At 67.4% G+C, this 17,658-nt stretch carries 19 protein-coding genes; 8 read left to right on the forward strand and 11 right to left on the reverse strand.

Annotated features, from left to right (window positions below):
* Positions 1-8: 8 nt before the first annotated feature.
* The 5 genes from cysW to ACF8O7_RS00665 form a co-directional block, all read right to left on the reverse strand.
* Positions 9-1,007, reverse strand: coding sequence for a sulfate ABC transporter permease subunit CysW (gene cysW, locus ACF8O7_RS00645; protein ID WP_016453281.1), 999 nt, complete (start codon positions 1,005-1,007; stop codon positions 9-11).
* A 1-nt stretch (position 1,008) separates the two neighbouring features.
* Positions 1,009-1,914: a sulfate ABC transporter permease subunit CysT gene (gene cysT / locus ACF8O7_RS00650; protein WP_013801696.1), complete on the reverse strand. Its 906-nt coding sequence runs from the start codon at positions 1,912-1,914 to the stop codon at positions 1,009-1,011.
* A 74-nt stretch (positions 1,915-1,988) separates the two neighbouring features.
* Positions 1,989-2,990, reverse strand: a complete 1,002-nt coding sequence (locus ACF8O7_RS00655) for a sulfate ABC transporter substrate-binding protein (protein WP_013801695.1) — start codon at positions 2,988-2,990, stop codon at positions 1,989-1,991.
* 157 nt (positions 2,991-3,147) lie between these two features.
* Positions 3,148-3,783, reverse strand: a complete 636-nt coding sequence (locus tag ACF8O7_RS00660) for an alpha/beta hydrolase (protein ID WP_047326869.1) — start codon at positions 3,781-3,783, stop codon at positions 3,148-3,150.
* Between the two features lie 110 nt (positions 3,784-3,893).
* Complete coding sequence (locus tag ACF8O7_RS00665) at positions 3,894-4,823, reverse strand: LysR family transcriptional regulator (protein ID WP_016448262.1); 930 nt, start codon at positions 4,821-4,823, stop codon at positions 3,894-3,896.
* A 175-nt stretch (positions 4,824-4,998) separates the two neighbouring features.
* Here ACF8O7_RS00665 and ACF8O7_RS00670 point away from each other — a divergent pair, with 175 nt between their 5' ends.
* Positions 4,999-5,637 carry an FMN-dependent NADH-azoreductase gene (locus ACF8O7_RS00670; RefSeq protein ID WP_016448263.1) on the forward strand — a complete coding sequence of 213 codons (639 nt, stop codon included), beginning with the start codon at positions 4,999-5,001 and terminating at the stop codon, positions 5,635-5,637.
* A gap of 87 nt (positions 5,638-5,724) precedes the next feature.
* Here the strand turns inward: ACF8O7_RS00670 and ACF8O7_RS00675 are convergent, their stop codons facing one another.
* Complete coding sequence (locus tag ACF8O7_RS00675; protein ID WP_267178933.1) at positions 5,725-6,840, reverse strand: hypothetical protein; 1,116 nt, start codon at positions 6,838-6,840, stop codon at positions 5,725-5,727.
* A 341-nt stretch (positions 6,841-7,181) separates the two neighbouring features.
* Between ACF8O7_RS00675 and ACF8O7_RS00680 the strand changes: the two genes are divergently transcribed.
* Positions 7,182-7,586 (forward strand): hypothetical protein, encoded by a 405-nt coding sequence (locus ACF8O7_RS00680; protein ID WP_017407339.1) that lies wholly within the window; start codon positions 7,182-7,184, stop codon positions 7,584-7,586.
* An 89-nt stretch (positions 7,587-7,675) separates the two neighbouring features.
* Here ACF8O7_RS00680 and ACF8O7_RS00685 read toward each other — a convergent pair whose 3' ends face one another.
* The 4 genes from ACF8O7_RS00685 to ACF8O7_RS00700 all read right to left on the reverse strand — a co-directional run bounded on the left by ACF8O7_RS00685 (position 7,676) and on the right by ACF8O7_RS00700 (position 10,799).
* The gene (locus tag ACF8O7_RS00685; protein ID WP_012206394.1) at positions 7,676-8,224 is read right to left on the reverse strand and encodes an NADPH-dependent FMN reductase; all 549 of its coding nucleotides are present in this window, start codon (positions 8,222-8,224) and stop codon (positions 7,676-7,678) included.
* An 84-nt stretch (positions 8,225-8,308) separates the two neighbouring features.
* On the reverse strand, positions 8,309-9,139 hold the full coding sequence (locus tag ACF8O7_RS00690) for a MetQ/NlpA family ABC transporter substrate-binding protein (RefSeq protein ID WP_017407338.1): 831 nt from the start codon (positions 9,137-9,139) through the stop codon (positions 8,309-8,311).
* A gap of 62 nt (positions 9,140-9,201) precedes the next feature.
* Positions 9,202-9,867, reverse strand: a complete 666-nt coding sequence (locus ACF8O7_RS00695; protein WP_012206396.1) for a methionine ABC transporter permease — start codon at positions 9,865-9,867, stop codon at positions 9,202-9,204.
* A 50-nt stretch (positions 9,868-9,917) separates the two neighbouring features.
* Entirely contained in the window at positions 9,918-10,799 is an 882-nt protein-coding gene (locus ACF8O7_RS00700) for a methionine ABC transporter ATP-binding protein (RefSeq protein WP_016448267.1), read from the reverse strand.
* Positions 10,800-11,185: 386 nt separating this feature from the next.
* Here ACF8O7_RS00700 and ACF8O7_RS00705 point away from each other — a divergent pair, with 386 nt between their 5' ends.
* The 6 genes from ACF8O7_RS00705 to ACF8O7_RS00730 all read left to right on the forward strand — a co-directional run bounded on the left by ACF8O7_RS00705 (position 11,186) and on the right by ACF8O7_RS00730 (position 16,635).
* Positions 11,186-11,935, forward strand: a complete 750-nt coding sequence (locus tag ACF8O7_RS00705; protein ID WP_392442014.1) for an energy-coupling factor ABC transporter ATP-binding protein — start codon at positions 11,186-11,188, stop codon at positions 11,933-11,935.
* Between the two features lie 17 nt (positions 11,936-11,952).
* A complete protein-coding gene (locus ACF8O7_RS00710) occupies positions 11,953-12,546 on the forward strand; it encodes an energy-coupling factor transporter transmembrane protein EcfT (RefSeq protein ID WP_016453289.1) in 594 nt (197 codons plus the stop codon).
* Positions 12,547-12,620: 74 nt separating this feature from the next.
* Positions 12,621-13,214, forward strand: coding sequence for a biotin transporter BioY (locus tag ACF8O7_RS00715; RefSeq protein WP_016448270.1), 594 nt, complete (start codon positions 12,621-12,623; stop codon positions 13,212-13,214).
* Complete coding sequence (locus ACF8O7_RS00720) at positions 13,207-14,709, forward strand: AMP-binding protein (protein ID WP_016448271.1); 1,503 nt, start codon at positions 13,207-13,209, stop codon at positions 14,707-14,709. The genes ACF8O7_RS00715 and ACF8O7_RS00720 overlap by 8 nt, the downstream gene beginning before the upstream one ends.
* Positions 14,706-15,905 (forward strand): thiolase family protein, encoded by a 1,200-nt coding sequence (locus tag ACF8O7_RS00725; RefSeq protein ID WP_047326865.1) that lies wholly within the window; start codon positions 14,706-14,708, stop codon positions 15,903-15,905. Before ACF8O7_RS00720 ends, ACF8O7_RS00725 begins: the two co-directional genes overlap by 4 nt.
* Positions 15,906-15,909: 4 nt before the next feature.
* The gene (locus ACF8O7_RS00730) at positions 15,910-16,635 is read left to right on the forward strand and encodes a nitroreductase (protein WP_074923483.1); all 726 of its coding nucleotides are present in this window, start codon (positions 15,910-15,912) and stop codon (positions 16,633-16,635) included.
* Positions 16,636-16,819: 184 nt separating this feature from the next.
* Here ACF8O7_RS00730 and ACF8O7_RS00735 read toward each other — a convergent pair whose 3' ends face one another.
* Positions 16,820-17,638, reverse strand: coding sequence for a MetQ/NlpA family ABC transporter substrate-binding protein (locus ACF8O7_RS00735; protein WP_012206404.1), 819 nt, complete (start codon positions 17,636-17,638; stop codon positions 16,820-16,822).
* Between the last annotated feature and the right edge of the window lie 20 nt (positions 17,639-17,658).

A 17,658-nucleotide genomic window follows, 5' to 3' on the forward strand; every position in this document is an offset into this window, starting at 1 on the left:
GGCGGGCCTCAGGACACCTGCGGCACACGGGATGCCTGGGAAGCCGGCGTGGGGCGCTCGGGAGGCAGCTCGGCTGCGGCCTTGGCCTGGTGCTCGGCACGCCACTCGGCCACCGACTTGATGACCAGGGTCACCAGGGCCAGCAGAGCCAGCAGCGATGCGGCAGCGAATGCGGCAACGGACTGGTACTCGTTGTAGAGGATCTCCACATGCAGCGGAATGGTGTTGGTTTGGCCACGGATGTGGCCCGAGACCACCGACACCGCTCCGAACTCGCCCATGGCACGCGCATTGCACAGGATCACGCCGTACAGCAGGCCCCACTTGATGTTGGGCACGGTGACCTTCCAGAAGGTCTGCCAGCCCGTGGCGCCCAGCACGATGGCGGCCTGCTCCTCGTCGCTGCCCTGCGCCTGCATCAGCGGGATCAGCTCGCGCGCGATGAAGGGGAAGGTCACGAAGATGGTGGCCAGCACGATGCCGGGCACGGCGAAGATGATCTTGATGTCATGCTCGGCCAGCCAGGGGCCGAACCAGCCGTGGGCGCCGAACACCAGCACGTACATCAGGCCCGCCACCACGGGCGAGATCGAGAACGGCAGGTCGATCAGCGTGATCAGGAAGGCCTTGCCACGGAACTGGAACTTGGCAATGCACCAGGCCGCCGCCACGCCGAACACCAGGTTCACCGGCACGGCGATCAGCGCCGTGATCAGGGTCAGCTTGATGGCCGACCAGGCATCGGGCTCCTGCAGGCCGGCGACATAGGCATCCCAGCCCTTGCGCAGCGCCTCGGTGAACACGGCCGCCAGTGGCAGCACCAGGAACAGGCCGATGAAGGTCAGCGCAATGCCCGTGAGAATCCAGCGCACAGCGCGCGGCTCGGTGGTGGAGAGCTTTTCACGCCGGCCCTTCGGGGGCGCCGTGAGCCTGTACAGCACCAACACGGCGACCAGCACCGCGCCAATGATCTTGAGAAGCAATGCTTCCTGTGGAGACAACGCCATCTCAAGCCCCTCCCGAATGCTTGCGCTGCCATGCCTGCAGCGCGTTGATGACCAGCAGCATCACGAAGGAGAACAGCAGCATCACCACGGCCACGGCCGTGGCGCCTGCGTAGTCGTATTGCTCCAGCTTGCCGATGATGATCAGCGGTGTGATCTCGGAAATCATGGGCATGTTGCCCGCGATGAAGATGACCGATCCGTATTCGCCGATGGCGCGTGCAAACGCCATGGCAAAGCCCGTGAGCAGCGCGGGCGTGATGGCAGGCAGGATCACCTTGTAGAAGATCTGCCAGCGCGAGGCGCCCAGGCTGGTGGCCGCCTCTTCCAGCTCCTTCTCCGAATCCTCCAGCACCGGCTGCACCGTGCGCACGACAAAGGGCAGGCCGATGAAGATCAGCGCAATGACCACGCCGTTCGGGTTGAAGGCCAACTGGATGCCGTAGGGCTCCAGGTACTGGCCCACCCAGCCGTTGCCGGCCAGCAAAGCGGTCAGCGAAATGCCGGCCACGGCCGTGGGCAGGGCAAAGGGCAGATCGACGAGCGCATCGACGATCTTCTTGCCCGGGAACTTGTAGCGCACCAGCACCCAGGCGATCAGCAGGCCGAACACCAGGTTCACGCAGGCCGCCGCAAACGAGGCGCCAAACGTCAGCCGGTACGAGGCCAGCACGCGCGGCGAGGCCACGGCCTCCCAGAACTGGGGCCAGGTGAGCGAGAAGGTCTTGAACAGCAGTGCCGACAACGGGATCAGCACGATCAGGCTCAGATAAAACAGCGTATAGCCCAAGGTCAGCCCGAAGCCGGGCAAAACGCGCTTGGCGCCGCGCCCTTTGCGCGCCGCACCGGACGGTGCGGGCACAGGAGCGTCGGCGCCAGGCCTTGGGCTGGTCGGAACGGCAGACACCATGTTGGATTCCAAATCAGCCAGTGTGGGGAGGGGGCCTCAGGCGGACTGCGCCGCCTTCATGCCTGCTTGCGTGCTTACTTGCCGGGGACGTAGATCTTGTCGAACTGTCCGCCGTCGTTGAAGTGCACCTTCTGGGCTTCGGACAGCGAGCCGAAATACTTGGCCACGGTGAACTGCTTGATGGGCTTGAACACATCGGCATGCTTCTTGAGCACGGCCTCGGAGCGGGGGCGCAGCGCGTGCTGTGCGGCGATTTCCTGGGCCTCGTCGGAGTACAGCCAGGCCAGGTAGTCGTGCGCCAGCTGGCCCGTGCCCTTCTTGGCCACGGTGCGCTCGACCACGGCCACGGGGTTCTCGGCCACGATGGACACCGAGGGATGGACGGCATCGACCTTACCCTTGCCGAATTCGCGGTCCACGGAGACCACTTCGGATTCGAAGGTGATCAGCACGTCGCCGATGTTGCGCTGCAGGAAGATGCTGGTCGCGTCGCGACCGCCCTTGCCCAGCACGGGCACGTTCTTGTAGAGCTGCTGCACGAACTCGGCCGCCTGCGCATCGGTGCCGCCCTTCTCGCGCACCGAACCCCAGGCCGCCAGGTAGGCGTAGCGGCCATTGCCGCCGGTCTTGGGATTGACCACCACGACCTTCACGTCGGGACGGATCAGGTCGCTCCAGTCCTTGATGTTCTTGGGATTGCCGTTGCGCACCAGGAACAGCATGGTCGATGTGGTGGGCGAGGCGTCATTGGGGAATTTCTTGGCCCAGTCCTTGGCGACCACGCCGCTGTCGGCCAGGAACTGCACGTCGGTCGTGGTGTTGAAGGTCACCACATCGGCAGCCAGGCCGTCGTTGACGGCGCGCGCCTGGGCGCTGGAGCCGCCGTGCGACTGGTCCACCTTGATGTCCACGCCCTTGGTCTTCTTGTAGTGGGCGACGAAGGCGGCGTTGTAGTCCTTGTAGAACTCGCGCGCCACGTCGTAGGAGACGTTGAGCAGCTGGTTCTGCGCCGATACGGTTCCTGCGGCGGCCAGCGCCAGGGTGGCCAACAAAGTCTTGAGCTTCAAAGAATGCATGGTTCGCTGCCTTTTATTAGTGGACATCTCTGCGGTGGATTCACAGACAGTCACATTGTGCGAACGCTGGCTTAAAACTCAAAAGAATATATTTTTGTTTGTTAATGGCCTGCTTCCATATAAGAAGCCTGGCCCACCGTCTTCGCCAGCCGCCACCTCACAGCCCGGCGGCCCAGGGGGCGCCCGCGCCTGCCGGCACCGCTGCCCGTGCACCGGCAACGCGCGGCGCACGCACGGCAGGCCGGGGTTGCGCGGGCTGCCAGCTGTCACCCTGCATCAACGACTGCAGCAGCGCCAGGCCCAGGGGCCAGTCGCCGAAACCCGATTCGACATTGATGTGCCCCGCGTTCTGCAGCCGCACGAACTCGCTTCCCCAGGCCCGCGCATAGGCACCGGCCCGGCGGATCGGACAGTAGGGGTCGTTGCTGCTGGCCACCAGCACGCTGCGGTACGGCAGCGGCGCATAGGGCACGGGCGCAAAGTCGGCCAGTTGGGCACGGCGCTCGGGATCGGCCGGCGCCACCAACAGCGCACCCTGCACGCGGGCGCTGGCCTCGGGCCCCATGTGCGCGGCCGTGATGCAGCCCAGGCTGTGGGCGGCCAGCACCACGGGCTCGGGCCGGGACAGCACCAGTTGCTCCAGCGCGGCCACCCAGGGTTCGCGGTGCGGCACGAGCCAGTCGTCCTGCTCCACCCGCTCGGCATGCGGCAGCTGCTGTGCCCACAGGCTTTGCCAGTGGTCAGGGCCGGAGTTGCGCCAGCCGGGCACGATGATGATGCGGTGGGGATTCATGGGTTCTCCTGGACTGTCCATTGCTGGACATGGGCCCCGATTGTGGAGAACGCCGCCGACGATCCCAACGAACGATTTGTTGTTTTCTTATGGCGTGGCGGGGTGCAGCCTCAGCGCGCCACCGGCTCGCGCGTGGCGTGGCTGTTTCGCCCCGGCACGGTCTCTCCCAGGAAGTCCAGGAAATGCCGCACGGCCGGCGCCAGGCCGCGCCGCGAGGGGAAGACCGCATGCACGATGCCCTGCGGCGGCTCCCAGCCCGGCAGCAGATGGACCAGCCGGCCTTCGGCCAGTTCCTCATGGCACATGTAGTCGGGCAGCCAGCACATGCCGCTGCCGGCCAGCGCCGCGAATTTCAGCGTCAGCAGGTCATCCACCACATAGCGCGGCTGCAGCTGCAGGCGTTGCTCGCGGCCTTCGGGGCCGACCAGCAGCAGGCTGGACTGGCCATCCACCGCCGACATGGACATGCTGTCCAGGTGCTGCAGGTCGGCCAGTGCACGCGGCGTGCCCTGGCGCTCCAGCAGCTCCGGGCTGGCCACGAGGATCTGGCGCGCCACATCCAGCCGCTTGACGACCATGGAGCCGCTGTCCTCCAGGCTGGGGCGTACGCGCAGCGCCACGTCGATGCCCTCCTCCACCAGGTTCACGGGCCGGTTGGTCACCTGCATTTCCACATGCACCAGCGGGCAACGCTGCAGGAACTGGGGCATGAGCTCGCCCAGCACGGTCTGGGCCAGGGTGACGGGACAGCTCACGCGGATGGTGCCGCGCGGCTCGGTCTGCACCTCGGCCACGGTGTCGGCGGCGGCCAGGGCCGCATCGCGCATGGCCTGGCAATGGCGCAGATAGGCCTCGCCCACCTGGGTCAGCGAGAGCTTGCGCGTGGTGCGCTGCAGCAGGCGCACGCCCAGCCGGGCCTCCAGCTCCGCCACGCGCCGCGACAGCCGCGACTTGGGTATACCCAGCGCCCGCCCGGCAGAGGCAAAGCCGCCGCGCTCCACCACCTCGGCGAAGTACAGCATGTCGTTGAGATCCATCATGTCGCTCGTCCCTCCCTGTGCTCATTGGCTGCAAATTCAGGACAATCTATCGCAATTTCTGCGACTTATCAAAGACTCTGTCCAAATTCACAATTGATCCCATCGTCGGCCCTACAAGCTTTCCCGAATGGCCGATCCCAACCGCGATCCCAACCGACATCCCAGGAGCTTTTCCATGCAAGTGCTGCACATCGACTCTTCCATCACCGGCGCCGCTTCGGTGTCCCGCCAGCTGACCGCCCAGACCGTGGCCGCCCTGGTGGCCGCCAATCCCGGCGCCAAGGTCGAGTACCTGGATCTGGCCGTGAACGCCCCCGACCACCTGAACGCAGTGTCCATGGGCTTCCGCACCGGCCAGGCCGCCACGACGGAAGCCGAGCGCGCACAGAACGCCATCTCCGAAGCCCTGGTGAGCCAGTTCCTGGCGGCCGATGTGGTCGTGGTCGGCGCTCCGTTCTACAACTTCACCATCTCCAGCCAGCTCAAGGCCTGGATCGACCGCATCGCCCAGGGCGGCCGCACCTTCCGCTACACCGCAGCCGGCCCCGAAGGCCTGGCCAAGGGCAAGAAGGTCATCGTGGCCTCCACGCGCGGCGGTGTGTACTCCACCAGCGAAATGGGCCAGGCCCTGGAGCACCAGGAAAGCTACCTGAAGACGGTGTTCGGCTTCCTGGGCATCACCGATGTGAGCATCGTGCGCGCAGAAGGCGTGGCCATGGGCGATGAGTCCAAGGCCAAGGCCCTGGAATCGGCCCGCAACGACATCGTGCGTGCAGCGGCTGCCGCCAATCAGGAAGCGGCCATCGCCGCCTGAGCTCGGTCTTGCGCATAAAAAAGCGCAGGCACCCTGACCGGGGCGCCTGCGCTTTTTGCTGGCCGCCGAGCCTGGCAGCCGTCGCAATCAGCGCACCAGCGGACTGGTGCGAACGACGGCGTACGCGCCGGCGATCAACAAGCGGTCCTGGCGGTCGAAAGCAATGGCTTTGACGTGCAGCAGCTTGCCAGGCAGCGGCCCCAGCTCGTATGCCAGGGGTGCGCTGTCCACACGTCCTGCCACGATGCTGAGCTGCCCGCTATCCGAAAGTTTTTGGACCAGGGTGCTGCGGTTGCTGGTCACAACGTAGATGCCATTCCTGCTGTCCAGGGCCATGGAAGTCACGTTGTCATCCAGCCTAGCCAGCGTTTGGCCTGTCGTGTAGTTGAGGATTTCTCCACCACGGGCCACCAGCAGTTGCCCATTGCTGGCGACGGCGAGCGCGTTGAAACCTTCGCCTGGCAACGTGGTGACCTCACCATCGGCCGTGACCTGACGCAGCCTGTTCCCATCCAGCACGAACAGCCGGCCATCGGGCGTACGTCGCATGGCATGGGGGCCGGAAAAAATCGCTGCAGCGCCAACGCCATCCTTAGGGCCACTTGAATTGGGCCCACCACCGGCCAGCGCCCGCACTGCGCCCGATGCCTGCTGCACCCAGACGCCCATGCCATTGCGGGGCATGCCTCCACTGAAGACAGCGCACTCTGCACAGGTCAGGCCATCCGCAACAAAGACCTCGCCACTGCCACCTGCTGCAATAGCGCGCGGATACAGATAGTTGCGGGGCTCGCCCCAGTCGCGGTCACCCCCTGTGGAGAAGGTGGACACCACACCTTCCCCCGCAATCCGGCGAATGCGAGAGCGCTCGGGCGTGGGGCAAGGCGGCTGCGGTGACACAGGCGGATAAACATCTTCCGACACATAAATGTCGCCAAGCGGCGAAAGGGCGAGATCGGTGATTCTCGAAAACCGCGCCTGCGCGCCCACGCCGTTGACCTGACCACAGTGGTCCTGAGCCAGTGCGTCGGGCTTGCTTGCAAGCGAACCCGCCAGCAGCGACATCTGCACAGGCGCCGGCTGCGGCTCGACAACTGAGCCATTGCCATCGCCTCCCCCACCGCCGCACGCCGCCAAAACGGTCACCAATGCCACGCTCAGCGCGCCGCCCCTGCACAGATTTTTCCAGCCCTTTTTTTGCATCTTGTCTCGCCCTTATGGATGAATGCCGTCATGAACGTCACGCCAGCAGTCTAGTGGGCGTTACCAAACAAAACAGGTATCCGCTTTTTCCGCTTCTTTGAAAAATCCAATGCCTGCCTGGCCTTGCACGACACACGAAGCTGTTAGGCTGACCCATCACCGCCATATTCGCGGCTTTGTCCGACACGAACCGTCTGTATTTCAGAAAGTCGGCGGACCTGCCGATATCCAGGCAGCCTCATTGCATTCACTGCCTTCCATCCATGCCAGCCACAAGTCCCCGCCCCCATGTCCGGCCCCGCGGCCCTGTCCATGCCCGCCCTCCGTCCGATGAAAACCTGGTGATCACGGTGATCGCCGTGTCCCTGCTGGCCATCACCGTGGTGGGCATTGGCGTCTACCAGTTCCTGCAGTACCAGCGCGAGCAGGATCAGGAGCAGCTCAATTCCCGCGTGTACCGCAGCTATGTGCGCAACACCGACGAGGCACCTGCGCCCGAGGAGCCCGATCAGCCCGCCGCAGCGCCCACCCCCGCCAAGCCCAGCCAGCAACAACTGAACCAGGAAATGACGCGCAAGCTGCTGGCCCATCCCGGTGTGACGCCCGGTGCCGGCTTTTCGGCGCCCGGTGTCAAGTCGACCGGCGTGGTGATCATCGACGCCATCGACCAGGCCCAGGCGCGCGAGAAGGCATCGTCCGCCGCGCGCCCTGCTGCGGCGATTGCCAACCCGTCTCCCGCTTCCTGACGCTGCCTGAGCTCTGCGCTCGCAGGCCCCCCAACGCAAAAGCCCGGCATTGCCGGGCATTTGCGTCTTGAGCGGCCTTGCCGCACCGCTCACTGGTGCTTGCGCGCCCAGGCCGCGAACTTCTGCACGAAGCCGTTCACGAAGTCGCGGCTGCCGGCGCCAATGGAGCCGTCTTCGGCAAACAGGCCGTCCTTGGCCTGGATGAAGATTTCGGGCTGGGCCAGCGTGGGCATGTCCAGGTAGGCCAGCACATTGCGCAGGTGCTGCTGCGCCAGCGCCGTGCCGATGGCACCCACGGAGACGCCGGCCACGGCAGCGGGCTTGCCGGCCCAGACGCTCTTGCCGTAGGGGCGCGAGCCCTGGTCCAGCGCGTTCTTGAGCACGCCGGGAATCGAGCGGTTGTACTCGGGCGTCAGGAACAGCACGGCCTGGGCCGACTGGATCTGGGCGCGGAACTGCTTGACCACGTCCACCTCATTGCCGTCATGGTCCTGGTTGTACAGGGGCAGGTTGTCGATGGCGACCTGCTCGAAGACCAGGCCCTCGGGTGCCAGGCGCGCAATGGCGTCGGCGAATTTGCGGTTGAAGGAATCCTTGCGCAGGCTGCCCACGATGACAGCGACCTTGATCTGGCTCATGCATTGCTCCTGGAGGAAGTGGCGAAAAACGGGCGGGAGGCGTACCTCCCGCAGGCAGCCATTATGTGGCTGCCTGCCCGGCGCTTACTGTAGGAAAGTGGGCTTGGCATAGCCCTGGAACTTGCTGTCCACCACGGCCTTGAACTCCGCCGAACGGTAGACCTCGGCCAGGTCCTTGGCCCATGCCGCGCCCTGGTCCTTCTTCTTGATGGCCACCACGTTCAGGTAGTGGTCGGGGGTCTTTTCCAGCGAGACGGCCTCGGTCAGCTTCAGGCCCGAGGAAATGGCGAAGTTGCCGTTGATGATGGCGTATTCGGTATCGCCCAGCGAGCGCGGCAGCTGCGCGGCCTCCAGCGGGATGAACTTGAGCTTGCGCGGGTTCTCGGCCAGGTCCTTTTCGGACACGCGCAGCGGGTCGATGCCGGGCTTGGCCTTGATCAGCCCTGCCTGCTCCAGCAGCACCAGCGCGCGGGCCAGGTTGCTCGGGTCGTTGGGCAGGGTCACGCGGTCGCCTTCCTTGGCTTCGGCCAGGGTCTTGCGGGTCTTGGAATACACGCCCAGGGGGGCAATGGGGCCTTGCACCAGTTCCACCAGGTCCAGCTTCTGGTCGGCCGCGAACTTCTGCAGGTAGACACGGTGCTGGAAGAAGTTGGCATCCAGCGAGCCCTGGGCCAGCGCCAGGTTGGGCTGCACGTAGTCGTTGAACTCCACCAGCTTGACCTGGTAGCCCTTCTTTTGCAGCAGCGGCACGATGCCCTGCTTGAGCTGGTCGATGTTGGAGCCTGCCGTGCCGCCGATCACCAGCTGCTTCTTGTCGGCCTGGGCATGGGCGGGCAGCGCCAGCACGCTGACGGCGGCAAGGGCGGCGGCCGAGGCCAGCAGGTGGCGGCGCACGAAGGAAAGGGATGCGGTCATGTCGGAATCCTTTTTTTGGGAGGGAGCGGGAAGAAAGAAGAAAGCGGGTCTGGACAGCGCGCTCAGCCGCGCTTGTCCAGGCGGCGGGCCGCCGTGTTGCCCACGAACTGGATGACCTGGACCATGGCCACGAGGATGGTCACGGTGAGCACCATCACATCGGTCTGGAAGCGGTAGTAGCCGTAGCGGATGGCCAGATCGCCAATGCCGCCGCCGCCCACCACGCCGGCAATGGCCGAGTACGACAGAAAGCTCACGGCCAGCACGGTCAGCGCCAGCACCAGGCCCGAACGCGCCTCGACGATGAGCACGCGCCAGACGATCTGCAGCTCCGAGGCGCCCATGGCGTGCGCGGCCTCGATCACGCCGCGCGGCACGTCGCGCAGGCACTGGTCCACCAGGCGTGCCAGGTAGGGAATGGCCGCCACGGACAGCGGCACGGCCGCAGCCAGCGGGCCGATGGAGGTGCCGGCCAGCCAGCGCGTGAAGGGCACCAGCGCGACCAGCAAGATGATGAAGGGGAAGGACCGCACGGTATTGACCGTCCAGTTCAGCACGGCAAAGGCCGGGCGGTTGTCCAGCGACTGGCCGGGGCCCAGCAGGAACAGCAGCACGCCCAGCGGGCCGCCGATCAGCACGGCGGCCGACAGGCCGATGCCCAGCATCAAAAGGGTCTGGCCCATGGCCAGCCACAGCTCGGGCAGGATTTCGACGATGTTTTCAGACATGGGAATGCGGAAGCTAAAAGAAGAGGAAAACGGGACCGGGCGAAAGCCCGTCAGTGCTCGGAGCCGCCCACGGCGCGCAGCACCACGGGGCGGGTGGCGCCGCGCTCGCGCAGGGCCTTGTCGGCACGCTCCACGCGCAGGGCCTCAAGTTCGCTGCCCAGCAGCGTGGCGCGCTGCGGCGCCTCGTAGGCCCGGCCCTGCGGCAGGGCGGGCAGCGTGAAGCGTTCTGCCACCTGGCCCTGCTCGATGATGGCCACTTCGCTGCACAGCGCATCGACCACGGCCAGCTCGTGCGTGACGATGACGATGGTCACGCCCAGGCGGCTGTTGATGTCCGCCAGCGTGGCCAGGATGGAGCGCGTGGTCTCGCTGTCCAGCGCCGAGGTGGGCTCGTCGCACAGCAGCACCTGGGGGCGCGGCGCCAGGGCACGCGCAATCGCCACGCGCTGCTTCTGACCTCCGGACAACTGGGCCGGATAGCTGCCGGCCTTGTCGGCCAGGCCCACGATGTCCAGGCATTCGCGCACGCGCTGCTCGATCTGGGCGCGCGAGTGGCCGCCATGGATGCGCAGCGGAAAGGCCACGTTCTCGAACACGCTGGCGTTCTGCAGCAGGTTGAACTGCTGAAAAATCATGCCGATGTTCTGGCGCGCCTCGCGCAGCGCGCGGCGGCCCAGGTCGGTCAGGCGCTGGCCTGCCACCACCACCTCGCCGCTGTCGGGACGCTCGAGCAGGTTGATCAGGCGCAGCAGCGTGGACTTGCCCGCGCCGCTCTTGCCGATCAGGCCGAAGACCGTGCCCTGGCCAATGTCCAGCGACACCGAACGCACGGCATCGAAGTGCTTGCCATCGGCTGTTACAAATTTCTTTTGCAGGTCGCGCAGGCGGATCAGCGCGTTTTCCGGGGCGAAATCGGCGGTCTGGACGGTCATGGAGTCTCGGTTCGGCAGTGAAAACGGTCCTGGGATCGGCAACGGCAGCCTTTGCACCGCCATCTCCAGGCAATGGCGCGCAATTTCCGGGCCCTGTGCTGCGCAGTTGGACGCAGTTGCAAGCCGATGGGCATGCGTTGTCTTGCGTCGTCGCCAAGCACAGGCGAATCCCCAGGATCTGCCGTCATTAGTGTTCTAACGAGTGTGTTGCAAAACGTTGTTCAAACAAAAGAATAAAAAATACGGTGCTTATATCGATTGCCGTCTTTCAAGCCTTGATGTACGGCCTGGACGGCATTGCTAGAATCCGCCCCCGACAGGCCTGTACAACGGCAAGATTCCTTGTGGTTGCGTGCATTACAGGTAAGTACCCGCTTTCATTCGCCATGCCTGAATCCTCCCGAACTGCCGACTGCGCCGCCTGCGCCGCCTGCGCCGCCAGCCTGCGCGTGGAAGCGGTGCGCCTGCGGCGTGGCATCACAACCGTCTTTGATGGCCTGGACCTGCAGCTGGACGAGCCGCGCGTGGGACTCATCGGCGACAACGGCGCGGGCAAGACCAGTCTGTTCCGGCTGCTGTGCGGCCTGGATGCGCCGCAGGCCGGGCGCGTGCTGCTGGACGGCACCGAACTGCACGAGGCCCGCGCCAGGCGGCCGGGCCAGGTCGGGCTGATGTTCCAGAACCCCGACGACCAGATCATCTTCCCCACCGTGGAGGAAGAGCTGGCCCTGGGATTGCGCCCTTCGGGCATCTCGCGGCGCGAGGCCACGGAGCGCGCCCGCGCCCTGCTGAGCAGCCGCGGCCTGGCCGACTGGGCACCGCGCGCCGTGGCCGGGCTCAGCCAGGGCCAGCGCCAGCAGGTGTGCTGGCTGGCCCTGCTCATTGCCGCGCCGCGCGTGCTGCTGCTGGACGAGCCCTTCGCCAGCCTGGACCTGCCGGGCCAGGCGCGGCTGGCCAGGGACATCGCGGCCGCCGAGCAGCAGGTGCTGGTCTCCACCCATGTGCTGGACCACGTGCGCAGCTTTGGCCGCGTGCTCTGGCTGGAGCGCGGCCAGGTGCGCGCAGACGGCCCCGGCCATGAGATCTGCGCAGCCTATGAAGCCGACGTGGCCCGGCGGCTGCAGACGCAGTCCTGACGCAGGAGCCAGCCGCCATGGGAAGCCTCTACAGCGAATACACCAGCTGGCTCCATGCCTGGAGTGCGGGCCGCAAGCTGCTGCTCATGGCGCTGCTGGGAACGGGCCTGTTCCTCATCGATTCACCGTGGCTGCTGGCCATGGCCGGCGCCGCCTGCGGCCTGCTGTGGCTGTCGCTGGGCCGCGCCACCGAGGGCGCACGGCGGCTCATGCTGTCGGTCACCGTGGCCGCCCTGCTGGTGGCTGCCTTCCATGTGTGGATGCAGCACTACGCCCTGGCCGCCGCCAGCGCGCTGCGCCTGGTCTGCGCCTCCACGCTGGGCATGGCGCTGACCGTGAGCACGCGCCCCAGCGATCTGGTCGATGTGCTGGAGCGGCTGCTGGCGCCGCTGGAGCGCATCGGCATCTCCCCCGAACAGGTGGCCCTGCAGCTGGCATTGATGCTGCGTTTCACCGAGCATTTCTTCGTGCAGTGGAAGCGCATGGACGATGCCCACCGGCTGCGCACGGGCCGCGCCGGCGGCCTGCGCCTGATTGCGCCGCTGACCATCCACATGCTGCAGGCCACGCGCCGCGTGTCCGATGCGCTGTGGGCGCGCCTGGGCCGCTGAGGCCTGCCCTGCCGATTTGCCCTTCCGATTTGCCCTGCTGAACTGCCCTTCCTGACCGACAGCGAGAACTCTCCATGACCGCTCCCTCCACCGTCTCACGCGCCTCGGCGCGCTCCATGGCCCAGGTCTCGCTGTTCGCGGCACTGATGGCCGTCATGGGCCTGATTCCCAAGATCGACCTGCCGCTGGGCGTGCCCATCACCATCCAGTCGCTGGGCGTGATGCTGGCCGGCGTGATGCTCGGCCCCTGGCGCGGCATGCAGTCCATGCTGCTGTTCCTTGCGGCCGTGGCCGTGGGCCTGCCCCTGCTGTCGGGCGGGCGCGGCGGCATTGCCGTCTTCATGGCGCCCTCGGCCGGCTACCTGCTGGGCTACCCGCTGGCGGCCTGCATTGCCGGCCTGGTCATGCGTGCGCTGCCCCAGGGATCGCCCCGGCGCGCGGCGCTCAGCGCCTTTGCGGCCTCGGCGCTGGGCGGGCTGGTGGCCCTGCATGCCTTCGGCGTGCTGGGGCTGATGCTGATGGCCAAGCTCAGCCTGTCGCAGGCCTTCATGGCCACCTTGCTGTTCGTGCCCGGCGATCTGGTCAAGTGCGTGCTGTGCGCCCTGGTGGTGCACACGGTGGCGCGCGGCATGCCGGACTGGCCGTTCGGAGGCCGCCAGCATGGCTGAGCCATCCGCGCCCCACCCGCTGGCCGCGCCGCTGCAGCACCCGTGGACCCTGGTCCATGGCCCGCTGGAGCATTGGGCCCGGCAGCGCCCCGATGCGATGGCGCTGCAAAGCGAGGCCGGCCAATGGAGCTTTGCCGCGCTGCATGCCGCCGTGCTGCAGCGCTCGGCCGCGCTGGTGGCCGGCCAGGCGCCAGAGATGCTGCTGGTGGACACGGGCGGCAGCGCCAGCACCGTGGATGCAATCGTCGAATTCCTCGCCATCCTGCACAGCGGCCGCTGCGCCGCCGTGGCCGATCCTGATTGGCCCGATGCCGTGCGCAGCCGCATCGAGGGCTGGCTGCCCACGGCGCCCAGCGCTCTGGCCGAGGCCACGGCCACCGGCGCCTTCTACACCGGCTTCACCTCGGGCAGCACCGGGCTGCCCAAGGGCTTCATGCGCCACCACCGTTCGTGGACAGAGAGCTTTCGCGTCTGCCTGCAGGACTTCGGCCCCGTGGCCGCGCAGCGCACCATGGCGCCCGGGCGCATCTCGCATTCGCTGTTCCTGTTCGGCGTGATGCAGGGCCTGTGGTGCGGCGAAGGCGCCGTGGTGCAGGAGCGGTTCTCGGCGGCGCGCTGCCTGGCCTCGCTGGCGCGCGGCGAAGCCCCCTGCCTGGTCGCCGTGCCCAGCCAGCTGCTGCTGATGCTGCAATGGGCAGCACACCGCGCGCTGGCGCCCATCCCCGAGGTGGAGCTGATCATGATCAGCGGCGCGCGCTGGATGCGCGCCCAGACCCCAGCCCTGCGCGCGCTGTTTCCGCGCGCACGCATCATCGAGTTCTACGGTGCCTCGGAGGCCAGCTTCATCGCCTGGATGGAGGCCGACGAACAGGCCCCGCCCCAGGCCGTGGGCCGGCCCTTCAGCAATGTGCAGTTGCAGATCCGCCCCGCCACGCAGCAGCCCGGCGACCACACCCTGCAGCCGGGCGAGGACGGCCTGATCTACATGCGCAGCCCCATGCTGTTCATGGACTATGTGGGCGAGGCGCGCGACGGCACGGCCGCGCTGCGCGACGGCGAATGGCTGTCCGTGCGCGACATGGGCCATATCGATGCCGGCGGCCAGCTGTGCCTGGCCGGGCGCCAGAGCCGCATGCTCGTCACCCAGGGCAAGAATCTGTTCCCCGAAGAAGTCGAAACCCTGCTGGCCGCGCACCCGGGCGTGGCCCAGGTCTCCATCCAAGGCCTGCCCGACGCGCTGCGCGGCATGCAGGTGCACGCCGTCGTGCAATGGCACGGCGCAGCGCCCGCAGGCTCCGCACAGGCGCTGGCTGCCTGGCTGCGCGACCGGCTGGAAAGCTACAAGCTGCCGCGCCAATGGTGGAGCTGCACCGACTGGCCGCAGACCGCCAGCGGCAAGACCGACCACGGCCGTCTGGCGCGTGCGCTGGCGGCCACCGCAACGGACACTGGCCGGGCACTGCCCGGCGAACCCGCGCTGCTGCCCCTGCCATGAACCCGCAAGACGCCCCCGTCATCCTGGCCTGGGCGCGCAGCCCCGTCGCCCCCGTGGGCGGTGTGCTGCGCGAACTGGCGGCGCACGAACTGGGCGCGCCCGTGCTCCAGGCCCTGCTGGCCCGGGCCTGCCTGCCTGCCCGGGCCGTGGATGCCGTGGTCTTAGGCAACGCCCTGGGCGCAGGCGGCAACCCGGCCCGCATGCTGGCCCTGGCTGCGGGCCTGCCGGAGCGCTGCGCAGCACACAGCGTGGATACCCAGTGCTGCTCGGGCCTGGACAGCGTGGCCCTGGCTGCAGGCCTGCTGATGTCGGGCCAGGCCGATATCGTGGTGGCCGGTGGTGCCGAGGCCTGGAGCCGTGCCCCCATCCGCCAGACGCGCCCGCGCCATGCAGGCGAGCTGCCCGTGCCCTTTGAACGCCCCGCCTTCGCCCCCGATCCCGCACGTGACCCGGACCTGCTGCAATCGGCCGCAGACCATGCACTGGCCCACGGCATCACCCGCGCCGTTCAGGAGGCCCATGCCATCCACAGCCACGCGCAGGCGCTCGCGCACCGCGACCGGCTGGCCCAAGAGATCGTGCCCCTGGCCGGGCTGGACCACGACGCCTATCCGCGCGCCCTGAATCCGGCCCGCGTTGCCCGCATGCCCGTGGTGGCCGAAGCGGGTGGCGCCGTTGACGCTCATGCACGCCAGCGCCATGCGCTGAGCACGCCCACCATCTCGCCCAAGGCCGATGGTGCCGCCCTGGTGCTGCTGGCCACGCCGCAGGCCTGTGCACGCCTGGGCCTGCAGCCACGCGCCCGCTGGGTGGCCAGTGCCTCGCTGGGCCATGCGCCCGAAACACCGCTGGTCGCCGCCGCACTGGCGGCCCAGCAGGTGCTGGAGCGTGCAGCCGCAGCGCTGCAGCTGCCTTGCCTGACTGCGGAAGAGCTCCAGGCTGTGGAGCTGCACGATGCCTTCGCCGTGCAGGCCCTGGCCTTTGCCGAAACCCTGGGCCTGCCGCTGCAGCAACTCAACACCGGCGGCGGTGGCCTGGCGCGCGGCCATCCCATAGGCGCATCGGGCGCGGTTGCGCTGGTGCGCATGCTCTCAGACCTGCACCGCACGCCAGCAGCCCACAGACCGGCCCTGGGCCTGGCCGCCATTGCAGGGGCTGGCGGCATAGGCGCTGCCTGCCTGGTGCAGGCGCTTTGAATCCATGGACTCCGCATTTCCCATGTCCGCCAACCCACCGTCCGACACCCTTCCCTTTGGCGATGCGCATGAGGCCCTGGTGCACGCGCGCCGCTCCGTGCGCGCCTACCGTCCCGATCCCGTGCCGGACGCGCTGCTGCACCAGTTGCTGCAATCGGCCCGCCGGGCGCCCAGCGGCGGCAACCTGCAGCCCGGCCAGTTCATCCAGGTGCGCGGCAGCCTGCGCAGCGCACTCACACAGGCGCTGCTGGCCGACTGGCAAGGCGGAGCACCTGAGCGCGAGGACTACGGCTACTTCCCCCGCCCCATGCCCATGGCGCTGCGCAAGCGCCAGGTGGCATCGGCCCAGGCCCTGTACAGCGCCCTGGGCGTGGCCCGCGAGGACCGCGCCGGGCGCGACGCGCAGTTCGGCCGCAACTACCGCTTCTTCGATGCGCCCGTGGCCCTGGTCGTGAGCATTGATGCCCGCTTCGGAGCAGGCGGCTACATGGACCTGGGCATGACCCTGTACGGCCTGCAAATGGCCGCAGCCGCCCAGGGCCTTGGCAGCTGCGCCATCGGCGCCCTGGCCTCCTACCCCGACACCGTGCGCCGCGTGCTCGACCTTGCGCCCGGCGAGCACATCGTCTGCGGCCTGGCCCTGGGCTGGCCCGACGAGGCCGCCCCCGTCAACCGCACCCAGACCACCCGCGCACCGCTGAGCGAATATTTCAAAGTGCTGGGGGAATGAAAAAAAGCTGCCAATGGCAGCTTTTGCAATTCAGCCCTCGCTCGCACTGAACACGGCGACCGAAACCGGCGCAACACATAGCGAGGGACACCGAGCAAGGGCCGCCCCGCAGCGAGGGTGTCGTCCCCCTCTCGCGAAGCGAGAGAGGGGGAAGCGGCGTCAGCCGCTCAGGGGGTGCTTCCTATCAAAACGCAGGAATCACCGATCCCTTGAACTGCACATCGATGAACTGGCGCACTTCATCGGAGTGGTAGGCCTTGATCAGCTGCGCCACCCAGGGCTTGCCCTTGTCGGCATCGCGCGCGACCAGGATGTTCACATAGGGGTTCTTGGCGTTTTCCTGCGCAATGGCATCGGTCTTGGGGTTCAGGCCTGCCGAGATCGCGAAGTTGGTGTTGATGGCCGAGGCGTCCAGGTCATCCAGCGAGCGTGGCAGCTGGGCTGCGTCCAGCTCCACGAAGCGCAGCTTCTTGGGGTTGGAGACCACGTCCAGCGGCGTGGCCTTCAGGCCCGCGCTTTCCTTGAGCTTGATCAGGCCCTGGGCCTGCAGCAGCAGCAGCACGCGGCCACCGTTAGTGGGGTCGTTGGGGATGCCGAACTTGGCGCCCTGGGGCAGGTCGGCCAGCTGCTTGATCTTCTTGGAATAGATGCCGATGGGGAAATTCACCGTGTCGGCCACCCAGCCGATCTTGTAGCCGCGGTCGCGCACCTGGGCGTCGAGGTAGGGGCGGTGCTGGTAGCTGTTGGCGTCCAGGTCACCGGCCGACAGCGCGGCATTGGGCTGCACGTAGTCGCCGAATTCCACGATCTGGATCTTCAGGCCGTTCTTCTCGGCGACCTTCTTGACCTGCTCCATGATCTGGGCGTGCGGGCCGGCCGTGACGCCGACCTTGATGGGCTTGTCCTGCGCCTGCGCGGGCATGGCCAGCAGGGTCATGGCGGCGGTGCTGGCAATCGCGGCGGCCGTGAGCGTGCGGCGGAGGAAATGGCGCTTGGTGGGCATGGATGCGGTTCCTTGTAACC

It is taken from the genome of Delftia sp. WSY_16, assembly GCF_043104415.1.
In the GTDB taxonomy this organism is placed as follows: Bacteria; Pseudomonadota; Gammaproteobacteria; order Burkholderiales; family Burkholderiaceae_C; genus Comamonas; species Comamonas tsuruhatensis.